Source organism: Sphingobacterium sp. UGAL515B_05, assembly GCF_033097525.1.
Classification (GTDB): domain Bacteria; phylum Bacteroidota; class Bacteroidia; order Sphingobacteriales; family Sphingobacteriaceae; genus Sphingobacterium.
Map to the genome: position 1 here is coordinate 4862775 of NZ_CP109907.1, position 21343 is coordinate 4884117.

The 21343-nt window shown below is 39.4% G+C and carries 16 protein-coding genes; 11 read left to right on the forward strand and 5 right to left on the reverse strand.

All coding sequences use genetic code 11. From position 1 onward, the window contains the following. Positions 1 to 8: 8 nt before the first annotated feature. Complete coding sequence (locus OK025_RS20040) at positions 9 to 758, forward strand: succinate dehydrogenase/fumarate reductase iron-sulfur subunit (RefSeq protein WP_313188369.1); 750 nt, start codon at positions 9 to 11, stop codon at positions 756 to 758. 248 nt (positions 759 to 1006) lie between these two features. Continuing rightward, positions 1007 to 1903: a polysaccharide deacetylase family protein gene (locus OK025_RS20045; RefSeq protein ID WP_075992649.1), complete on the forward strand. Its 897-nt coding sequence runs from the start codon at positions 1007 to 1009 to the stop codon at positions 1901 to 1903. A 43-nt stretch (positions 1904 to 1946) separates the two neighbouring features. Here the strand turns inward: OK025_RS20045 and OK025_RS20050 are convergent, their stop codons facing one another. After that, a complete protein-coding gene (locus tag OK025_RS20050) occupies positions 1947 to 2489 on the reverse strand; it encodes an N-acetyltransferase (RefSeq protein WP_317666457.1) in 543 nt (180 codons plus the stop codon). 493 nt (positions 2490 to 2982) lie between these two features. Between OK025_RS20050 and OK025_RS20055 the strand changes: the two genes are divergently transcribed. After that, positions 2983 to 6198, forward strand: a complete 3216-nt coding sequence (locus OK025_RS20055; RefSeq protein WP_317666459.1) for a TonB-dependent receptor — start codon at positions 2983 to 2985, stop codon at positions 6196 to 6198. Positions 6199 to 6233: 35 nt separating this feature from the next. Then, a complete protein-coding gene (locus OK025_RS20060; RefSeq protein WP_317666461.1) occupies positions 6234 to 8111 on the forward strand; it encodes a RagB/SusD family nutrient uptake outer membrane protein in 1878 nt (625 codons plus the stop codon). Positions 8112 to 8304: 193 nt separating this feature from the next. Here OK025_RS20060 and OK025_RS20065 read toward each other — a convergent pair whose 3' ends face one another. After that, positions 8305 to 9516, reverse strand: coding sequence for an MFS transporter (locus OK025_RS20065; RefSeq protein ID WP_317666463.1), 1212 nt, complete (start codon positions 9514 to 9516; stop codon positions 8305 to 8307). An 88-nt stretch (positions 9517 to 9604) separates the two neighbouring features. Beyond that, complete coding sequence (locus tag OK025_RS20070) at positions 9605 to 10264, reverse strand: FadR/GntR family transcriptional regulator (RefSeq protein WP_317666465.1); 660 nt, start codon at positions 10262 to 10264, stop codon at positions 9605 to 9607. Between the two features lie 262 nt (positions 10265 to 10526). Between OK025_RS20070 and OK025_RS20075 the strand changes: the two genes are divergently transcribed. Both OK025_RS20075 and OK025_RS20080 read left to right on the forward strand, forming a co-directional pair. Next, positions 10527 to 12332 carry a serine hydrolase gene (locus OK025_RS20075; protein ID WP_317666467.1) on the forward strand — a complete coding sequence of 602 codons (1806 nt, stop codon included), beginning with the start codon at positions 10527 to 10529 and terminating at the stop codon, positions 12330 to 12332. A 39-nt stretch (positions 12333 to 12371) separates the two neighbouring features. Continuing rightward, entirely contained in the window at positions 12372 to 12638 is a 267-nt protein-coding gene (locus OK025_RS20080) for a hypothetical protein (protein WP_317666470.1), read from the forward strand. A gap of 77 nt (positions 12639 to 12715) precedes the next feature. On the opposite strand, the gene OK025_RS20085 is transcribed toward OK025_RS20080, so the two are convergent. Beyond that, positions 12716 to 14293 (reverse strand): Na+/H+ antiporter, encoded by a 1578-nt coding sequence (locus tag OK025_RS20085; protein WP_317666472.1) that lies wholly within the window; start codon positions 14291 to 14293, stop codon positions 12716 to 12718. A gap of 192 nt (positions 14294 to 14485) precedes the next feature. Then, positions 14486 to 14950 (reverse strand): Lrp/AsnC family transcriptional regulator, encoded by a 465-nt coding sequence (locus OK025_RS20090; protein ID WP_317666474.1) that lies wholly within the window; start codon positions 14948 to 14950, stop codon positions 14486 to 14488. Positions 14951 to 15141: 191 nt separating this feature from the next. On the opposite strand from OK025_RS20090, the gene eat reads away from it, so the two are divergent. Genes eat through OK025_RS20115 form a run of 5 tightly spaced genes read left to right on the forward strand, consistent with a single transcriptional unit; the run spans position 15142 to position 21092 of the window. Beyond that, positions 15142 to 16464: an ethanolamine permease gene (eat, locus tag OK025_RS20095; protein ID WP_317666476.1), complete on the forward strand. Its 1323-nt coding sequence runs from the start codon at positions 15142 to 15144 to the stop codon at positions 16462 to 16464. Further along, entirely contained in the window at positions 16461 to 17822 is a 1362-nt protein-coding gene (locus tag OK025_RS20100; RefSeq protein WP_317666478.1) for a glutamine synthetase family protein, read from the forward strand. The genes eat and OK025_RS20100 overlap by 4 nt, the downstream gene beginning before the upstream one ends. Before the next feature lie 7 nt (positions 17823 to 17829). Next, the gene (locus tag OK025_RS20105; protein ID WP_317666480.1) at positions 17830 to 18987 is read left to right on the forward strand and encodes an iron-containing alcohol dehydrogenase; all 1158 of its coding nucleotides are present in this window, start codon (positions 17830 to 17832) and stop codon (positions 18985 to 18987) included. Position 18988: 1 nt separating this feature from the next. Next, positions 18989 to 19738: a gamma-glutamyl-gamma-aminobutyrate hydrolase family protein gene (locus tag OK025_RS20110; protein WP_317666482.1), complete on the forward strand. Its 750-nt coding sequence runs from the start codon at positions 18989 to 18991 to the stop codon at positions 19736 to 19738. After that, positions 19716 to 21092: an aldehyde dehydrogenase family protein gene (locus OK025_RS20115; protein WP_317666484.1), complete on the forward strand. Its 1377-nt coding sequence runs from the start codon at positions 19716 to 19718 to the stop codon at positions 21090 to 21092. Before OK025_RS20110 ends, OK025_RS20115 begins: the two co-directional genes overlap by 23 nt. The last annotated feature ends 251 nt before the right edge of the window (positions 21093 to 21343 follow it).

Here is a 21343-nt window from a genome sequence, read left to right on the forward strand (position 1 = left end):
GAACGATTATGGATTTACACCTTAAAATATGGCGGCAAAAAGATCGCAACGCTACAGGAAAATTAGTTACTTACACCTTAACAGATCTCAATCCACATATGTCGTTTTTGGAGATGTTGGATACCCTAAATGAACAGCTTATTACGCATGGAGACGAACCTGTAGAGTTTGACCATGATTGTCGCGAGGGGATCTGTGGGCAATGCGGTATGATGATCAATGGCATCGCACATGGACCTCTTAAGCATACAACCACCTGTCAGCTACATTTACGTTCATTCAAAGATAACGATACGATTCTTATCGAACCTTTTCGATCAGCAGCATTTCAGGTTAAAAAGGATTTGAAAGTGGACCGTTCGGCTTTTGACCGAATTATTTCTTCCGGGGGATTTGTATCCATCAATACTGGTCAAGCCCCAGACGCGACAGTGATCCCTATTTCTCATGAGTTAGCTGAGTCAGCATTTGACTCAGCGGCCTGTATTGGTTGTGGTGCTTGTGTTGCAACGTGTAAAAATGGTAGTGCTGCATTATTTACCTCCGCAAAGATTACCCATATGGCTTTGCTTCCACAGGGAAAAGAAGAGCGCAGTGAACGTGTTTTAAATATGGTGAAGCAAATGGATCTGGAGTCATTTGGTCACTGCACGAATACAGAAGCCTGCGAGGTGGAATGCCCACAAGGTATATCAGTTTTGAATATAGCGCGCATGAATTTTGAATATAACAAAGCACTATTTTTTAAAAAGAAATAGAGACCAACTGTCGAAAAAAGTGGCACGATTGTTTCTTATATCGGATTTATAATAAAAACTGAAGCCATAAAAGAGGTGTACGGGATTGTTGAAGGTTACTAACCTTATCCCTGAAAGTAGGGATTTGTAAGATTTTATGGTTAATAAATAGGTTTTTGTAGTAATTTTGAAAAAAGAAATTCATTAAAGTTTTATCGATTGATATGAAGTGTAGTAGGTTGTTTGTGGTACTTTTCATTTGTAGTACAATGTTTAGTGTAACCGCATGTAAGGATTTTTCAAACAAAGTCTTGGGAAAAGGCGAGCTGAAGGACACACTTACGGAAAAATTGGTTGTCAAGGAAAAAATACCACATTTGTTAAATAGGTGGGATTCACTTCAGAAAAATCAGATTCAATTTACAGTAGATAGTTTACATCCTGTTCCGATCAAACAACAAAAACGTGAACTTAAGGATTCCCTGCGGAAAGCATTTGATACGTATCCAAAACATATCTATCTGACTTTCGATGATGGACCCTTGATTGGTAGTGCCTTTATTGATTCTATAGCGAAAGAAAAAAACATTAAAGTGAGTGTATTCTTGATTGGTAAGCACGCTAATATGAGCAAAGGGCGGAAACGCGATCTTGCCCGTTATGAATCCAATCCGCTTATAGCCTGTTATAATCATAGCTATACACATGCAAACAATCAGTATTCTCGATTTTATAATAACCCCCAAAATGCATTTGCTGATTTTGAAAAGAATGAAAAAGATCTCAATCTAAAACATAAGATCGTTCGACTTCCGGGCAGGAATATCTGGATATATGATGATGTTCGTAAGATCGACCTTAAGAATGGATCGAGTACCGCCGATCTATTGCATAAGAACGGATATACAATTTATGGTTGGGATGTCGAGTGGCGGCTTAATAGCATCACTGGTGCACCTATACAGAGCCAGGAGTCTACTTTGTCACATATTCGGAATTATATGAACAATAAAAGCTCAATGGTGCCTAATAATGTTGTTTTCTTGATGCATGATGATATGTTTCAAACGCAAAAGGGGCAACAGGAGTTGTCTTCTTTAATAGATGCATTGAAAAAAGATGGTTATCAGTTTGAATTTATGCAAGACTATCCGATTAAATATTAAATAGAATTGTTAATTAGCATCAAATCATAACGAAGAGTTTGGTTTATGAAATAACACCAAACTCTTCTGGATAATGGACAGTGCCCTTTATACCTTTTAAGGAATTGTCTGTTAGTTCTTTTATCATACAATTTTCATCAGGAACATCAAATGGAAATTTTATACCATAGACTGATGCAGGTACATATCCAAATTTAGGATAATAGTCTGCATGTCCGAGCACAACTACCGATCCATAACCCAATTCTTTTGCAATCTGATGGGCACCAAGAATTAATTTTCCGCCAATTCCTTTTCCTTGAAACAGAGGTAGCACAGCGACAGGAGCCAAGGCAAGAGAATCGAAAACTTTTTGATTCTCTTTATCAATAATCTGCACCTTTGTCAGGAGGATGTAGCCTACTATTTCTCCCTCAACTTCTGCTACCATGGACAGTTGTGGTATAAATTCCGCTCTCTTTCTCAGTTTTTCTACTAGAATGTGCTCTTGATGATCGCTATACTGTTCGTTCTCAAAAGCGAGTCGGATCAGTTCGAATACAATAGTTGGATTACTTGACTTTTCTTGCCTGATTTTTAGGTGCATAGTTTTGTTCGTAGATATAACTATTTCTTTGCTATTAATAGATCCGTATTGAGCTCCATTGTTTGTACACACATAGTTGTTTTAAAACAATCAATTATAGATCTAATTATAAGGAATAAAGATGCATATTATTATTTAAAAAATTGATAATATACTTTCGATATACTAGAGTATACTTTTCTGTCAGAAATTTCTTTTAAAGACGAGCAGTTAGCGATTTTTGTACCAGGTATCATCCTAATAAGGTTGTTTTATACCTGATCGAAAAATAAGGCTAACCATTTTTGTTTTTGCAAACTGCTTAATTTCAGTTGATTACAGCTAAAGTGTTAAATAGTGTAAAATTAACACTTGCTTTGTATATTTATTTTCGTATTTTCATGTTAGATAAACAATTATAAACCACTTCTGATAAGACGCCTAAACCGATATGTCTTTAAGGAGTAAAAAAATAACTAATTAAACACAAAATTTAAACAATTAAACAGTTTTTATGATTAACTGCCATTATTTCTCAAATCAATGGAAGAGAGCGTTTTGGACTGGATCGTTGTGCTCTTTAGTGGCCCTGAGTCCTCAAATCGTTGATGCTGCAACCCTCGTAAGCTATGGAATTCTCTTTCAACAGGAGCAAAGCGTTTCCGGAACGGTACATGATGAAACAGGAATTCCTATTCCTGGAGTAACAGTATCTGTAAATGGAACGAACCTTGTAACAAAAACCGACAGTCAAGGTAAGTACAAGTTGGATAAGGTCCCTATGAATGCGATCATTAATTTTAGGATGGTGGGTAAGCAGTCTATGGATGAATCTGTAAAAGGACGGCATGCGATAGATGTCACGCTTTTGAATTCGGAATCCAATCTTGAAGAAGTCGTTGTTGTTGGTTACGGAAAACAACGCAAGGAAACGGTTACAGGTGCTGTAGCTACTGTTAAAGGTAGTGATCTTGCTCAATCACCGGCATTAAACGTTTCCAATGCATTAACTGGAAGAGTACCTGGTGTAACCGCGACTAATGGAAGTGCTGAACCTGGATACGATGGTTCAAATATAAAAATACGGGGTACAAATACATTAGGGAATAGCAGTCCATTGGTTGTTATTGATGGGGTTCCAGCGCGTGAAGGTGGGATCGATCGGATTAATCCTCGTGATATAGAAAACATCTCAGTTTTAAAGGACGCTTCTGCGGCTATTTATGGTGCCCGGGCGGCAAATGGTGTTATTCTGGTTACGACAAGAAGAGGGAAAACAGGAAAACCTCAGTTTTCATACACTTTTAACCAAGGATATTCACAACCGACTGTCATACCTAAATTGACGAATGCAGCTCAATTTGCTGATATCCGAAATGAACTCGAGATTTATAACCTTCCTGTTGAAGAATGGTCTGCGGCTTATACCGCCATCAACGAGAAAGGTAGTTACAACAAGCAGGGCGGTGGGGTATTAGATGCACCATTTAAACCAGATGATATCCAAAAGTTCAAGGACGGATCAGATCCTTGGGGACATCCGAATACGGACTGGTATAAGGCGACTTTAAAAGACTGGTCACCTCAACAACGCCATAATTTGCAAATTAATGGTGGTACGGAGGATGTGAAATATTTAATGTCTTTGGGGTATCAAAATCAGGATGCTTATTATAAAAATTCGGCTACAGGCTATAAACAATATGATTTAAGGATTAATTTGGATGCCAATATCAGCCAGTATATTAAAACACAATTTGGCGTTTTGGGAAGACAGGAAAATCGAAATTTTCCGACTAAGAGTGCGGGCACAATCTTCAGAATGCTAATGCGGGGAAATCCAACACAACCTGCAATATGGCCCAATGGAATGCCGGGACCAGATATCGAAAATGGCGAAAATCCGGTGGTAATTACCACTAATGCGACAGGTTACGATCACGATAAACGGTATTATTTTCAAACAAATGGGCAGGTTGAGATCACAAATCCATGGATAGATGGCCTTAAATTAACATTGAATGCCTCTGTTGACAAATACGTAAAGAATCAAAAGACATGGGTTACACCCTGGACATTATATTCTTGGCAAGGGGCCTATGAAGCGGATGGTACTACACCACAACTGGTTCCGGGAAGACGCGGGCCTGCCGACCCAAATTTGAATCAAAGTAATGAAGATCAGTTAAATATCTTACTCGGAGGGATCTTGAGCTTTGACCGAAAATTTGGTGACCATCAAGTGAATGCTATTGCTGGTATCAACAGAGAAACAATCGATAATGATAAATTTAGTGCATATCGTCGCTATTTTCTTTCAACTGCCATCGATTATCTTTTCGCGGGTGGAGAACAGGAAAAAAACAATGACGGATCTGCATGGAAAAGAGCACGGTTAAATTACTTTGGTCGTTTTGGCTATAATTACAAAAGTAAATACATTGCGGAATTTCTGTGGCGCTATGACGGCTCGTATATGTTTCCGGAAAGTGAACGATTTGGTTTTTTCCCGGGTGCTATGGCGGGATGGGTCGTATCTGAAGAAAATTTCTGGAAAGAAAATATTCCTGTAATCAATTATTTCAAGATACGCGCCTCATATGGTCAGATGGGAAATGATAATATCTATTATGATGACAAACTACAAGAGTATCAATACTTCTCGACCTACTCTTTCGGAACATACATCGTCAACGATAAACTTGCGAAAACTCTTTATGAAAGTCGTGTTCCGAACGAAATGATTACTTGGGAGGTTGCCAATAATTATAATCTTGGATTTGACTTTCAGTTTTTGCAAGGGAAGTTAAACTTTGAGTTCGACATTTTTAAAAATCGTCGTAACTCTATTTTATGGCGCAAAAATGCTTCCATACCGCAAAGTACGGGTATGACATTACCCGCTGAAAATATAGGTAAAGTGGATAATAAGGGCTGGGAGTTTAATTTAGGTTACCGTGGCAAAGTGGGAGATCTGGGCTATACTGTCGGTGTTAATGGTGGATATGCAAAGAACAAAATTATCTTCTGGGATGAAGCTCCCGGCGCTCCGGCATGGCAACAAAGTACCGGTAAGCCTATCAAAACGGATATTTATTATGTTTATGATGGCGTATTTCGCGACATGGAGGACATTGCCAACAATAAATTGGATTACAGTGCCATTACAAAAACTCTACGTCCAGGAGATATGAAGTATAAAGATTTCAATGGTGATGGAAAAATAACACCAGATGATAAAGTTAGACGCGACAAAAATAGTGACCCAACGTTCCAGGGCGGGTTCAATTTTAGCTTAACCTATAAAGACTTTGATCTATCGGTCCTATTTCAGGGAGCTACAGGTGGAGAGATACGTGTAGGCACGGATGAATCGGGTTCTATCGGAAATTTTGTACAAGAGTTCTACGATAAACGTTGGAGCATTAGTAACCCGAGTAGTGTATATCCCCGTTTGACAGATCGTGGAAATCAATATTATTCCTATAACAATACCTATTGGATGCGCAGTACAGATTATCTAAGGTTGAAAAACGTAGAATTGGGATATAATTTAGCCTCAAGTATTTGTAGCAAAATTGGTATTGGTTCATTACGTCTTTATGCCAATGGTATGAATCTCCTCACTTGGAGTAAGATAAAGATGTATGATCCAGAAGCAGTTAATGCCTTGGGCCAATATTATCCGCAAGCAAGATTGATTAATGTCGGTGCATTATTATCATTCTAACCAGCTGTTATCGCAAGAACTTAACTAAGAAAAAAATGAAAAAAATTAAAAATATATCACTTATACTCCTTGTACTTTCTGCTTCATTACAAGCTTGTAATGACGATTTTGTAAATACAAAGCCACTCAGTGAAGTGCCACAGGAGATCGTTTGGTCGGATGCAGGGTTATCTGAGGCTTTCGTGACAGAAATCTATAACGGTTTTGGAGTAGGAGGCTTTTATGAACAGGAGATGGCATCTATGACAGACGAGGCTTTATTTACACACCCTAACCGCGGTATAAATACTGTCACCGAATCTCGATCTAATCCAGCTGATCAAGGCTATATAATGGATACTTATGAATATGGACGTATGTATACACGTATCCGTGCAACAAATATTGCCATTGCTAATTTAAGCTCACCCAAGTTTGACAAAGCAAAGGCTGATAAGTTTTTAGGCGAAGCCTACTTCCTACGTGGTTATTATTATCAACAGCTGTTACGCTTTTATGGTGGCATACCCATTGATAATAAGATATATACATTGAATGATAAAGACTATATGGTTCCGAGAAACAGCTATGAGGAGTGTGTCAATGCGATCGTGAAGGATCTCGATAGCGCAGCTCTTTTATTAAAAGGTATTTCATCGGCAAAAGGACGTGCTAATGAAACAGCTGTATTGGCCTTAAAGTCAAGGGTGCTTTTATATGCCGCCAGTGACCTCCATGATGCGGGTAAAGCCAAAGCAAAATCAACATTATTAGCTGGGTATAAAAATCCAGAGTATTTAATGTACACGAGTGGCAATCAGGTGGAGCGCTGGACAAAAGCAAAAGCTGCAGCGAAAGCCGTATTGGATCATACGGAATTTGCCTATAAATTAGACTTGAGTCAACAAGCGTCACCCAGTGAAGGCACGGCCAACTATATGGCTGTATCGTTAGGAGGGGGGAGCAAGACAGTTGATTTTACAGCAGGAAAAGATATCATTCTGGGTAGATTCTTTATTGACGAAAAGGATGAACGTGGTGGCTGGGTAGGGCGAGATAACGGTCCAAATGGCTATCATAACTGGGCAGGAAATACACCGATACAACTCTTGGTAGACGATTACGAGACCATTAACGGCCAAAAATTTGATTGGTCCAATCCTTCTATGGCTACAAATCCTTATCAAAACCGCGACCCGCGTTTAAAGGCAACGATTTTATATGATGGTGCAGATTGGAAACCCAGGACAGCAGATGTCGCTGAAAGAGATAAGGCGAACCAAATTCAAACAGGTCAATACGAAATAATGAACGCCAAAGGACAAAAGGTAATCCAATTTGGTCTCGATACAAGAAAAAGTCCGATTGAAGACTGGAATGGTTCCCGGACAGGATATTATATTCGTAAGTTTACGGATCCGGATCCTACAATGCAGGATCAGAACACAAGGCAGCGCATACCCTGGCCAATGTTTCGTTACACAGAGGCGATATTGAACTATGTAGAAGCATGTCTTGAATTGGGAGAAGAGAATGAAGCCAAAACATGGTTAAACAAAATCCGCTTTAGAGCTGGAATGCCTGCAATACCTACCAGTGAAACAGGCACGGCATTAAAAGCACGCTATAGAAACGAGCGCCGTATTGAATTGGCCTACGAAGAGCACCGCTTCTTTGATGCTCGACGTTGGATGATCGCTGCAGAAACTATAGGTCGGAAAGCAAATATTATAAACATTACGGGAACCCTAAAAGCTGGTAAAAATGTAACCCTTTATCAATATAGTCCCGATAACTACACTTATACATATACGGTCTCCAATATTGATCCAGGCATCGAAAATAGGAACTGGGATGACAAGATGTACTATACTTCTTTACATCGCGATGAAGTTAATCGAAATACAAAATTGATCCAAAATCCAGGTTATTAGTATTTAAAAAAAGCTGTCCAAATGTGGACAGCTTTTTTTTGCGGCTAATTTATAATACGGTTTGCGTAGGTACAATTTTAGTTATTATGATGTCATTCACGATAGCTCTTTCGATAGGTTGACGCCGTAACAGCTATTCAAAATAGTTCCCACAAAACGGAAGACTAACTTTTTGGACGCACTGATTTTAAAATTACTTTTTCTTCTGATTTATATTGGGTAATAGCCCCGTAACTACTCCAATTAATGGAAGATAAGCACAGATATTAAATACATATTCGATTGAGGTTTGATCTGCGAGCCAGCCCAGAACTGCTGAACCAATTCCCCCCATACCAAAAGCAAAGCCAAAAAATAAACCAGCAATCATACCGACCTTTCCTGGGATGAGTTCTGTTGCATAGACCAAGATTGCAGAGAATGCAGACGAGATAATAAGACCTATTAAAATAGCGAGTATAATGGTTGCTCCTAGACCTACATGGGGTAATAGTAAGGTGAACGGCGCCGCTCCAAGAATAGACACCCAAATAATTAATTTACGACCATATCGGTCGCCCAAGGGGCCGCCCAATATGGTGCCTGCGGCAACAGAAGCAAGAAATATAAATAAGTAAATCTGAGACTCCTGAACCGAAACATGGAATTTATTGATCAAATAAAAGGTGAAGTAGCTGGTCATTGAAGCCATGTAAAAATATTTGGAAAAAATGAGTATCAATAAAATTACAAGTGCAAATATTACTTTTGATTTTGACAGATCAGATTTTGAAGCAGCAACAGAAGTTGTTTGTGTCTTAGGCTTGAGGTGTATTTGATACCAATTACCAACATAAGTAAGAATCATAACGGCTACAATGGCCAATACCCCAAACACACCGATGTATTGTTGGCCAAAAGGGATCACAATAAGTGCGACAAGAAGGGGACCTATCGCACCACCAGCATTTCCACCGACCTGGAAGATCGACTGGGCGAGCCCTTTTTTGCCTCCGGAAGCTAAATGAGCAACTCGAGAAGCTTCAGGATGAAATATAGACGAACCCATCCCAATTAGACTTACAGAAAGGAGAATGTAGATAAAGTTTGACGCAAAAGAAATGCATATCAATCCGGCTAAAGAAAAAAGCATACCGACAGCAAGTGACCGGGGAGTAGGGTTTTTATCTGTATACAAACCTACAAAAGGTTGCAAAATAGAGGCGGTAAGCTGAAAAACCAACGTTATAATACCAATTTGGGTAAAACTAAGGGCATAATTTGATTTTAACATGGGATACACTGCTGGTATGACAGATTGAATCAAGTCATTTAGCAAGTGTGAAAGACTAATCGCAAATAAAATTGGATAGACGGTTTCGGAACTTTTCCAAGATCCATTCGGGTTTAATGATTGTGTTTTCATAAATGAAATATTCATCAGGTCATCTGATGTTTTGGTTGATAAAAATAAAATATATTGAGATTGATGGTTTGCATATGCTACAGGAAAATTACAGTTGTTGGATAATTCGGTTAGCAATATCAACAGCTTTTTTCACTTCTTTATCTTTGATTGCCAACATCAGTTCCTCGTGTTGCTGTTGTGAAGTTAGGAAGGGGACTGTATCCTTATAAATAGTCATGAAGAACTTATTGACATGCTCAGACAAGGTTGTATATAAAGCGGTCAAAATACTATTTCCACATGATTCAGCAATTGCACTGTGAAAGGCAATATCAGCATTAACGCAAGCGGTCAAATTTCCCATTTCGGCGTATTTAGCTCTATTTTTAAGTGCCTGCGCCATATCTTTGAGACCTTTCGAAGTACGATTTAAGGCTGCTTTTTCAATAATTCGTAACTCTAATACGTGTCTAACTTCAAAAATATCGTTAAAATTGGCTTTCTCAATTTTTGAATCAAGGGCATGATGACCGGTACGACTTTTGACAAAAGTACCAAGCCCCTGTTGCACATTTAGATAGCCTGATTGACTTAAATATTTGACGGCTTCACGAATGCTGGATCTGCCCACAGCAAATTGTTTCATCAATTCTGGTTCCGTTGGAAGCTTAGATTCAACAGGAAATTCTCCCGATTTTATTTTTTCCTCAATTGCTGTGGCAACTTCCTCTGCCAGAGATTTTCGTACGATAGCTTCAGTCTTCATATAGTCATATCATCTGATGATTGCAAAGGTAATAGAATTTCTTGTTTTGGCAAATGTTTAAACTTTATTTTATCGTTCATATTCGAACATAGAATGTTCAAATATGAACGATTTATATTGTGATTAGTTTTTTATGTAGCTGAATTATAGGTGTATATTATTTTGGTGGCAAAGTTGGTATTAAACATACGAGATCATGTAAGGGCACGACGGACATTCAGTGCCGCAGGTATAATCTCCTTAAATCAAATTTTAAATTATTATGGACAGCATAAAAGTTTTACCTATAATAGCAATTTTAGTGATAGCTGTAGCAACAGTCTCAGCGCAAACGAAACATCGTTTGAAGAACAGTATAGCCGAAGTCGAATCCAGTTTAATACCAACAGTTCGTTTCGAGGGAGAACCCCCTTGGGATATACGATCACGAATGGAATTCTACCATGTTCCCGGACTAAGTATAGCTGTAATCAAAGATCAAAAAGTGCTATGGAGTAAGGCATACGGCTTTGCGGATCTTGAATCGAAAACACCTGTCACCTCCAGTACGCTGTTTCAATTGGCCTCCATGAGCAAACCTGTGAGTGCATATGCGGCTTTGAAAGAAGTGGAGCTTGGCAAGTTAAATCCGAATGCCGATGTGAATGTATATCTGAAATCATGGAGGATATCAGATAATGACCTGACCAAAGCAAAAAATGTTACGCTTAAGAATATCCTCAGTCATACGGCTGGTTTCACGGTCAGTGGATTTCCGGGGTATAAAGTTATAGACCCAATTCCTACAGCGGTTGAAATACTGAGTGGTGTAAAGCCAGCTAATACACCGATGGTTTATGTTGATAAACTTCCTGGCTCAAATTTTCGATATTCAGGCGGTGGGTATACGGTACTTCAACAGATGATCGTTGACATTGAAGGAAAAGATTATGGCAGTATTATGGAAGAAAAGGTACTCTCACCTTTGGGTATGAAAAATAGTACTTTTGCCCAGCCTCTTCCTGAATCAAAAAGACAATTTGCGGCGACGGCTTATACGATGGATGGCAAAAAGGTCGTAGGAAGATATCATGTCTACCCGGAACAGGCGGCTGCGGGCCTATGGTCAACAGCAGAAGATTACGCTAGATTCGTAATCGATATTCAACGGACCTTAAATGGCAAAAGTAGTCTTGTTATCTCTAAGAAGATGGCAGAAGAATTCACAAGTCCCTATATTGAACCTATTGTAGGATTAGGTGTATTCCTAGAAGATTATAACGGCTCATCTTATTTTTGTCATGGCGGTTGGAACGAAGGCTTTAGCTCTTATTTTGTGGGAAGTAAAACAAGCGGAGATGGAGTTGTCATACTCACGAATACAAACCAGCCTGAATTTATCAGCGAACTTGTACGCGCTGTCGCATTAACGTATCAATGGCCCAATTATCTTGCTCCTGTAAATAAAATTTTGCCTTTAAGAAATCAAGATCTGCAGGTCTATGGCGGACGTTATCGGGTTGATAAATATGGATTTATAAAAGTGTACAAGGAAAATGGTAAACTAATGTCTGTCCAAAATCTAGATAAGCCAGTCGAATTGGTTAAAGTGGCTGCAGATACTTTTGCCATGCGAGATCGCAATGTGATGGTTGTCTTCCCAAAAGATTCTGTGACAGATCGATATGAACTTGTGCAGATCTTGCGTGATAAAAAGATTTACTCCAGAAATCCCAAACTTAGTGAGAACGATATTATTCCTTTTGAATTTATTATGCAAGGAAACTATGAAGATGCAGTAAAAGCTTATCAAAAAGCAAAGGAAATTGATAATGCACATGAATTACTCTCGGAAGGCTTTTTGAATAGTGCTGGTTATGAGTTGCTTAGTCAGAATAAAATAGATCAAGCTATTCAAATGTTTAGAGTTAATACGGTCCTATATCCGAATAGTGAAAATGTTTATGATAGTATAGCTGAGGCCTACCTGAAAGCGGGGCAAAAAACTAGTGCAAAGGAGAATTATAAAAAGGTCTTAAAAATTAATCCGAAAAATGAGAAAGTAAACAAGGTTTTAGAGTCGTTATAAGACGGACAGAATGAACTATTTTTTTGTTAATTTGCGCCCATGTCAAACCAAGCAAATAATTATCAATTATTTTCCAAAGAGATGCTATCACTTTGGAAAAGCCAAGACGTATCTTATATTAAAGTTGAAGAGCTATCTGTTGTGAACGGAATTACTTTTTTCGAGCTTATACCAGATTCAGAACTTTTGGATGATGGAGGAGCTGAAACCCTGTATGCTATAGACTCGGAAGATGTCGAAGATATGCTCGTATTTAACAAAAATATTAAATTTGTTGTTCACGATATTTACTTAGATGAAGAGTAATTGACTTATTTGTTTATGATCGACAATAAACTCCATTGTCGGTCATAAACTATAAGACTAAGCTGATCTTGAAAAACCTAACTTCTCATATTTAATCTTTCTTCCTGGAGATCTAATAAACGAAGATGTTTTCTGATAATCTCTTCGTCTAACAAAAGTTCTTCCCGATTTTTATTGATAAGCCAGATACGTTGTGACTCAAGAATATCGATATATATTTTACGGTATTCGGCATAATTAATGATGATTTCCGAGCTCCGCAATTGATTTTCATATTTCTGTAACTGATCTTTCAAGGTCGGAAAGCTTTCCACTTTGTCGGCATAGTCGTTTCGGATTTTGTCAACAGCCACTTGAGCCAGTCTATTCTGAATTTCATAGTCGATTTCCTTCTCACTTCGTACAAAATCTCTGTCAACTAATTTGATTTTTCTTAATATAAAAGGAAGTGTTAGGCCTTGAACGAGTAAAGTTAGAAGAATCACGACAAAAGTGATGAAAAGAATAAGGTTTCTTTGGGGAAATGGAGTACCATCTGCTAACGTCAAGGGAATAGACAGTGCTGCGGCCAGGGAAACGACACCACGCATTCCCGTCCAACCAATAATCAAGGGAGTTTGCCAACCTGGCGACTGTGCATCTGCAACTGTTATAAAATTTCTCATAATCAATGTCGTAATGACGGCCGCATATCCTGCAAAAATTCTTACAAGAATAAGTACTATTGTAACGGCTACACCATAGCCAATTGCAGTAGAGATATTAGTATCGCCCAATCCAGAAACTATCTCAGGTAAATCTAATCCAATAAGCATAAAGACGATTCCATTTAACAAAAAGCAGAAGCTTTCCCATACGGTTACTGTTCGGATTCGAGATGCACTACTCAAGAAATCGTGACTTCGGTAAGAGAGAAATAGGCCGCCACTCACTACCGCCAAAACCCCTGAAGCGTGAAGTTGTTCTGTCATCAAATACATCGAAAAAGGCGCTATGAAAGTTAATAATATGTCTGTATTGGAATCGGTAGGCAAAAGTTTGTGCATTTTGAGGAAAATATACGCGATGATAAGACCAATTCCTACACCACCAACACACATCCAAATAAAGCTTCCAGCAGCTTGGTACCAGACATATTGACCAGTAGCTGCGGCAATCATGGCAAATCGAAAAATTATTAATGAGGAAGCATCGTTCAATAAACTTTCGCCTTCTAGAATGGAGGCTAATCTTTTGGGTACCTTTACAAATTTTAAAATTGCACCAGCGCTAACCGCGTCAGGAGGGGAAACTATTCCTCCTAGTAAAAAACCTAAGGCCAGAGAGAATCCTGGTATAAAATAGTTAGCAAATATGGCAACCGATAATGCTGTGAAAAATACGACGACGAAGGCAAAGCTGAAGATAATCCTGCGCCATCGCCAGAGTTCTTTCCAGGAAGTTGACCAAGCAGCTTCGTATAATAGCGGTGGTAAAAAGATGATGAATATTAATTCAGGCTCTATTTTAATAGGGGGAACTCCAGGGATAAAACTTATTACAAGTCCCGCCAATACGAGTAGAACAGGGTATGCGACCTGGATTTTTCTTGCCACCATGATTAGCATGGTGATCAATAGAACTAAAAATAAATAAAATTCAAAATTTTCTAACATATACAAACTTTACGTACATAAATATAAATCAAATTTCCACAATTATTTACACGTGGAAGACCGATCGGAATACTTTTCATATTGCCCTAGACCTATGGGTGTGGTGTAGGTAGGCGTTCAACTTGTATTGATCGGAAATGAGAAATTACTACTTGCAGAAGAAAAAACAAAAAGAGTCTAGCTGTAATTTTATTAAAGAAAGAGCGGAAGTCGGTTTGTATTCACAATTTCCTTCATCACGAAATAACTTTCCATGTGTCTGATTCCTTTGATGGTTGCCAGTTTGCTGAAATTGAACTCGTGATAGTGATCAACATCCCTTACCATCACCTTGATTTGATAATCAAATGCGCCAGTTACATGAAAACACTCAACTACTTCCGGAAACTTTTGTATCTCTTCCATAAATAGTAGTGCACTTTCATTCGAATGTTTCTCCATACTAATAGATACTAAAACCATCAGATTAAGCTCAAGTTTTCTTCTATCTAGTAGATAGACCTTCTGCTTTAAAACCGAAGTTGCTGTCAATTTCTTAATTCTTTCATATACAGGAGTCATAGATAAACTAACACGATCAGCTATTTTCTTGTTACTGATATTTGCATCCTGTTGCAGTAGATCCAGAATCATAAGGTCTTTCTCATCCAATTTCATAAAGACAGTAAATTAAATCTAAAAAAAATATATCTAAGCGTATGGTTAGATTCCCTATACTGCAGATATATGTTTAACAATATTATTTTACTAAAATAGGTATAATGATAGATATATAATACTGTATAATAAGGAATAAGTAGTAAATTTATATTAGTTAATTAGAATCAATTACCGACCTAAATAAAATTATGAGTGAGCCTCAATTAAAGAAAGTTCTGGGTCCTGTTATGTTGTGGGGGTTAGGTGTAGGCTATGTGATCTCAGGAATGTATTTTGGATGGAATCTCGGTTTGGCCGAAGGGGGCACATTGGGGTTAGCCATTGCGACAATATTTGTTATTGTCATGTATCTAACATTTACCTTTAGCTATACGGAGATGGCCTGTGCGATACCAAAAGCCGGGGGTGCCTTTGAATATGCCAATAGGGGATTGGGTAAGCAATTGGGGTTTGTTGCTGGAATTGCACAAAACATTGAGTTTGTTTTCGCTCCTCCTGCAATAGCAGCAGCAATAGGTGCTTATTTGCATTTATTACATCCTACGGTTGGCTATCTTACTTTCGCTATTGGCGCTTATGCCATTTTCACTTCAATGAATATATTGGGGGTTAAGCTTGCGGCATCATTTGAATTGATTGTGACAGTCCTAGCTGTAGTCGAATTAGTGATATTTGCAGGAGTAACGCTACCAGCATTCGAATATTCCAACCTTGAGCGCAATGCTTTACCGAACGGTTTTTCTGGTATTTTTGCAGCGATTCCATTTGCAATTTGGTTTTTTCTGGCTATTGAAGGCATCGCCAATGTTGCCGAAGAAACTATCAATCCGCAGAAAAACGTGTTAATTGGATTCGGATCTGCGATTGTAACTTTAGTTGTACTTTGTATCGTTACATTTTTGTCTGCGGTTGGTGTTGCAGGCTGGGAAGCCGTTGTGTATCCTGTGGGTAGTTCCGAGCCATCAGATTCACCATTGCCACTTGCTATTGCAAATGTGATCGATAATCACCATATCCTTTATAAATTACTAATTGGTGTTGGTCTACTGGGACTCATAGCTTCTTTTCATGGTATTATACTCGCTGGTGGTAGGGCGACCTTTGAATTTGGAAGGGTGGGATTTGCACCATCAATACTCGGAAAAGTACATAGGCGGTTTAAAACTCCGGCTAATGCACTGCTTGTCAATATGGCAATTGGTGTAATCGCGTTGCTTACGGGTAAGACTGCGGGTATTATTACTATTGCTTGTTTCGGCGCAATCTGTCTCTATATTATTTCCATGTGGTCATTTTTTGCATTGCGAAAGAATGAACCAATGCTGGAACGACCATTTAAAGTTCCTCTGTATCCAATGTTTCCAATGCTGGCTTTAGTTATCGCTGTCGTGTGTTTGATAGCAATGATCTATTATAACCCATTGACGGCTTTACTATTCTTCGGGCTTGTCATTTTATCCTATATCTATTTCCTAATCTTCCTTGACAGGGACAAAACCACCAAATTATGATCGATAAAAATGAAATTATTTCTAGATTAAAAGAATGTGCGAGCACGCATGTCAAAGTCGCAGTAGCCGACATAGACGGTGTCTTAAGGGGAAAATTTATGCACCGTGATAAGTTTCTCTCTGCGCTAGATAATGAATTTGGATTCTGTTCGGTAGTGTTCGGATGGGATGTTAATGATCAAGTTTATGATAATGTAGAAGTTACAGGCTGGCATACCGGATATGGGGATTTTCCTGCACGTATAGATAAAAACACATTTCGGCTGATTCCTTGGCAAGAAGATATTCCTTTTTTTTTAGCTGATTTCGACTCTCCAAATACTAGAGATCAGAATGTATGCCCGAGAGCACTACTAAAAAACATCCTTTCACAGTCAGAGACCGCAGGATATAAACCAATTTTTTCACAGGAATTCGAATGGTTTAATTTTGTGAAAGCTAATAACGGATCTTCACCAAATGTCTTTAAAGATATGATGCCGATTACTTCGGGTATGTTTGGTTATTCCGTCTTGCGGATGTCGGATAATTACGGCTTTTTTCAGGACTTGCTAGCCATGCTCGAAAAGTTTGGTGTACCACTTGAAGGTCTACATACAGAGACGGGACCAGGTGTACTGGAAGCAGCTATCCAATGCAGTGAAACTCTTGAAGCTGCAGATAGAGCGACACTTTTTAAATCTGCCGTAAAAGAAATTGGAAAGAAACATGGGATCACTGCGAGTTTCATGGCCAAGCAGACAAAGGAGTTGCCAGGCTGTAGCGGACACGTGCATCAGAGTCTTTGGGATCTTGACAAAGAGAAAAACCTCTTCTATGATAAAGAAGATCAGCTTGGAATGAGCAAGCTGATGAAACATTTTCTTGCCGGTCAACTGTATTGTTTACCTGACATACTTCCACTGCTTGCACCAACTGTTAACAGCTATAAGCGGTTAACTGAAGGAGCGTGGGCGCCCACAACGTTGACTTGGGGGGTAGACAATCGCACCACAGCACTCCGTGTCATCGAAGGAGGACCTAAAGCTACACGTATTGAGCATCGTGTTGTCGGCTCGGATGTGAATCCCTATCTGGCTATTGCGGCATGTTTAGCAAGTGGACTGTATGGTATCAAACATGAACTGTCACTGGACAATACTCATACCGTTGGTAATGGTTATAAGGATCTCGAGCATGGGGTCTTGCCTAGAAATCTTTATGAGGCTACCAGCCGATTGGCTCAATCAGAACTAGCAGCTCAATTATTTGGAGAAAAGTTTGTTGACCATTTCTGCAAATCCAGAATGTGGGAATGGCGGCAGTTTTCTGAACAAGTAACCGATTGGGAAACAAAAAGATATTTTGAAATTATTTAACTGAAAGATGGATACAGAAAGAATTTATGGTTTTAATTTTCCGACACAGATTCGTTTTGGTGCAGGGGCTATCAATGAACTACCTGACTACTTATTGGCAAATGGTCTGAGTCGCCCTTTGTTGGTAACCGATCCCACTATTGCTCAATTGCCATTTTTTAAAGAAATTCAGCAGAAGCTGACAATTAAAGGGATTGATGTTATCGTCTTCCATGAGCTGCACAAAAATCCCGTAAAATCAAACGTACTCCTGGGTGGCGATGTCTTTAGGGGACAAAATAGAGATTCCATAATTGGCGTCGGTGGCGGGGCTGCACTGGACGTAGCTCGAGCAATTGCATTGCGTGCATATCATCACCTTGACCTGTTCGACTATGATGATTTGATTGGTGGAGATATTTATGTGACCAATGAAATACCACCTTTGATTGCGGTACCTACAACGGCGGGAACTGGAAGTGAGGTAGGGCGGAGCGCTATTATCTCCGAAGATGAAACCAAGAAGAAAAGGATTCTGTTTAGCCCCAAGTTGATGGCAAGGATAGTATTTGCTGATCCCTTACTTACGATGGATCTTCCGCCGTTTATTACTGCGGCGACAGGAATGGATGCACTTACGCATAATATGGAAGCTTATTTAGCCAAGGGATATCATCCGATGTGTGATGGGATAGCGCTTGAAGGAATGGCGATGGTGGCTGGTTCAATTGAAAAGGCAACCAAGGAATCCGATTTAGCGTCGCGCTCAAAAATGCTTTTGGCATCTTTGATGGGTGCTGTTGCCTTTCAGAAAGGATTGGGAGTCGTTCATAGCTTGGCACATCCGCTATCGTCGCTCCTTGATACCCATCATGGACTAGCCAACGCTGTGAATTTACCCTACGGAATGCAGTTTAACTATCCCGGTTTCGAAGATCGTTTCGAGCGCATGGCCATGGCTCTTGGCCTTGGTAACGACGCTGGAGATCGCGTAGTGGACTATCTATTTAACCTCAATGTACGATTGGGGCTGCCTACACAGCTATCAGCCATTGGTGTACAAAGGGAGCATTTAGAACCGCTATCACAATTGGCATCTGTTGATTTTTGCCATCCATCAAACCCTAAACCTGTTAGCACAGAAGATTTTCGAGCTATTTATGAGACCGCATACGGAGGAAAATAATATGATAAAAATTGGTATCAGTGCCTGTTTTTTTTATCCAGACACCGGAAGGGCGGTCTTTGGTCATAAGTCATTGAGTTATATGGAAAATGATATGGCCAGATGGATATGTAAAAAAGGTGTTCTTCCGGTACTATTGCCTGATCTTGAAAATACATTATTAGATGATATCTTAGCGGATATGGACGGTATAATTCTTCAGGGCGGGAGTGATATAGCGCCACAGCATTATGGGGAGGAACCGATAGGCCACTGGAGAGGGGATCCATATCGGGATCAATATGAGTTAAAAATATTGGATTACGCCATTAAGCATCATAAACCTGTTTTGGGTATCTGCAGAGGTTTTCAATTGATGAACGTTTATTTTGGAGGTACAATGTATCAGGATATTGCCAGCCAGTTGCCAGAAGCAGGGATTCATCGATCAGCAATTTTATATGATACGATCAATCATCCGATACATATTGAATCGGGAACACTTTTCGACAGGTTATATGGTCATGTCCTCAACCCATTAGTAAATACCGTCCATCATCAGGCGATTAAGGATCTCGGGCGCGACCTTGAGGTATATGCGCGTTCAGATGATGGATTTATTGAGGCATTTGGATATATTAAAGAAGCGCCCGGTAAGGTTATGGGGGTGCAATGGCATCCCGAGTTCTCTCCAACACAAGGAGGAATACTTTTAGATGAAGATTTGATTTTTAATGTTTTTATTGAACATGCAAGACAACATAGAAATTAGAAATCCCGCAACTGGCGTTGTAGAGGCGCTGTTGCCTTCCACGACAACCATTGAGTTGGACGCAATGATGAGGCTGTTAAAACATGGACAACGCGATTGGGTTAAAGTACCTTTACAAGATCGTCTGGATTGTATCCTGCGATTTGGACAATTGATATCGGCCAACAAGCAAGAGCTTGCGGAGATCCTTACCAAAGAAACGGGTAAACCAATTACACAATCGTACAATGAGATTGGCGGAGCACAAAATCGTATTGATCATCTTCAGCAGAATGCGGTAAAATGGCTTTCTGAAGAAGTTATAATAAGTGAAGGAGCTACTTTGGAAAACATCCGATATGAACCTCTTGGCGTGATTGCCAATATCTCCGCATGGAACTTTCCTTACAATGTTGGATTTAATGTTTTTCTGTATGCGTTAGTTGCGGGTAATGCGGTTCTATATAAACCATCTGAATTTGCGGCTTTGACGGGACGGCAGTTTGCAAAATACCTTTATCAAGCAGGCATTCCTGATAATGTATTCCAATGCGTTGTCGGTGGTGGGCAGATCGGTCAGCATATGCTATCATTGTCATTGGACGGTTATTTCTTTACTGGGTCCTATAAAACTGGATTGCATATAGCAACAACAGTAGCACATAAATTGGTTCCGGTACAGCTTGAACTAGGTGGAAAAGACCCGCTATATGTTGCAGAGGATGTGACAGATGTCAGGCGGGCTGCGATTTCGGCTGCTGAAGGAGCGTTCTACAATAATGGACAGAGCTGTTGTGCCGTCGAACGCATCTACGTTTCTGAAAAGATATACGATCAGTTTGTTGAGGCCTTTGTTGAAGAAGTCGCTTCCTATACTGTTGGTGACCCCATGGATGCGGATACTTTTATTGGCCCATTAACCCGTGCTGCACAGTTGAATATCCTTGCAGACCAAGTAATAGATGCGCTGGAAAAGGGAGCAAAACTTCGTTTAGGGGGACATTCGCTCGAAGGAAATGGATATTATTATGCCCCTACAGTTTTCGAAAATTGTAACCATAGCATGGCGCTCATGCTTGACGAGACCTTTGGCCCGTTGATTGGTATTCAGAAGGTATCTTCCGATGATGAAGCAACTAATTTGATGCAAGATACGAAATATGGCCTTACAGCGGCGGTATTCTCTTCAGATCGCGATAGAGCTATGCGTATACTCGAAAAAATGGATACAGGAACAGTATATTGGAATTGTTGTGATAGGGTAAGTCCTAATGTGCCTTGGTCAGGACGTCGAAACTCAGGATTGGGTTCGACTTTATCCACTCAAGGTATCCGCGCATTTGTTCAGCCCAAAGCCTACCATTTACGGCCCTAGTAACTTTATTTACCCAATTTATTTAGTCTATTACACAGCTGTTAATTAAAAGCAGGAGGAAAGTGATCTCGGATATATCAAACTTTGGTTCTTTTCTTAGTTTAAACCAATGGTATGAATTATAGTCCAATACATAGAAGTATGGGTAGGAGAGGGAAAGATTAGTTTTTAATTGAAAGGTCGGGTTTTAACGCTCGACCTTTTCTATTAGATAACATCATCGAAAGATCTTAACGTTAAAATGATTATAG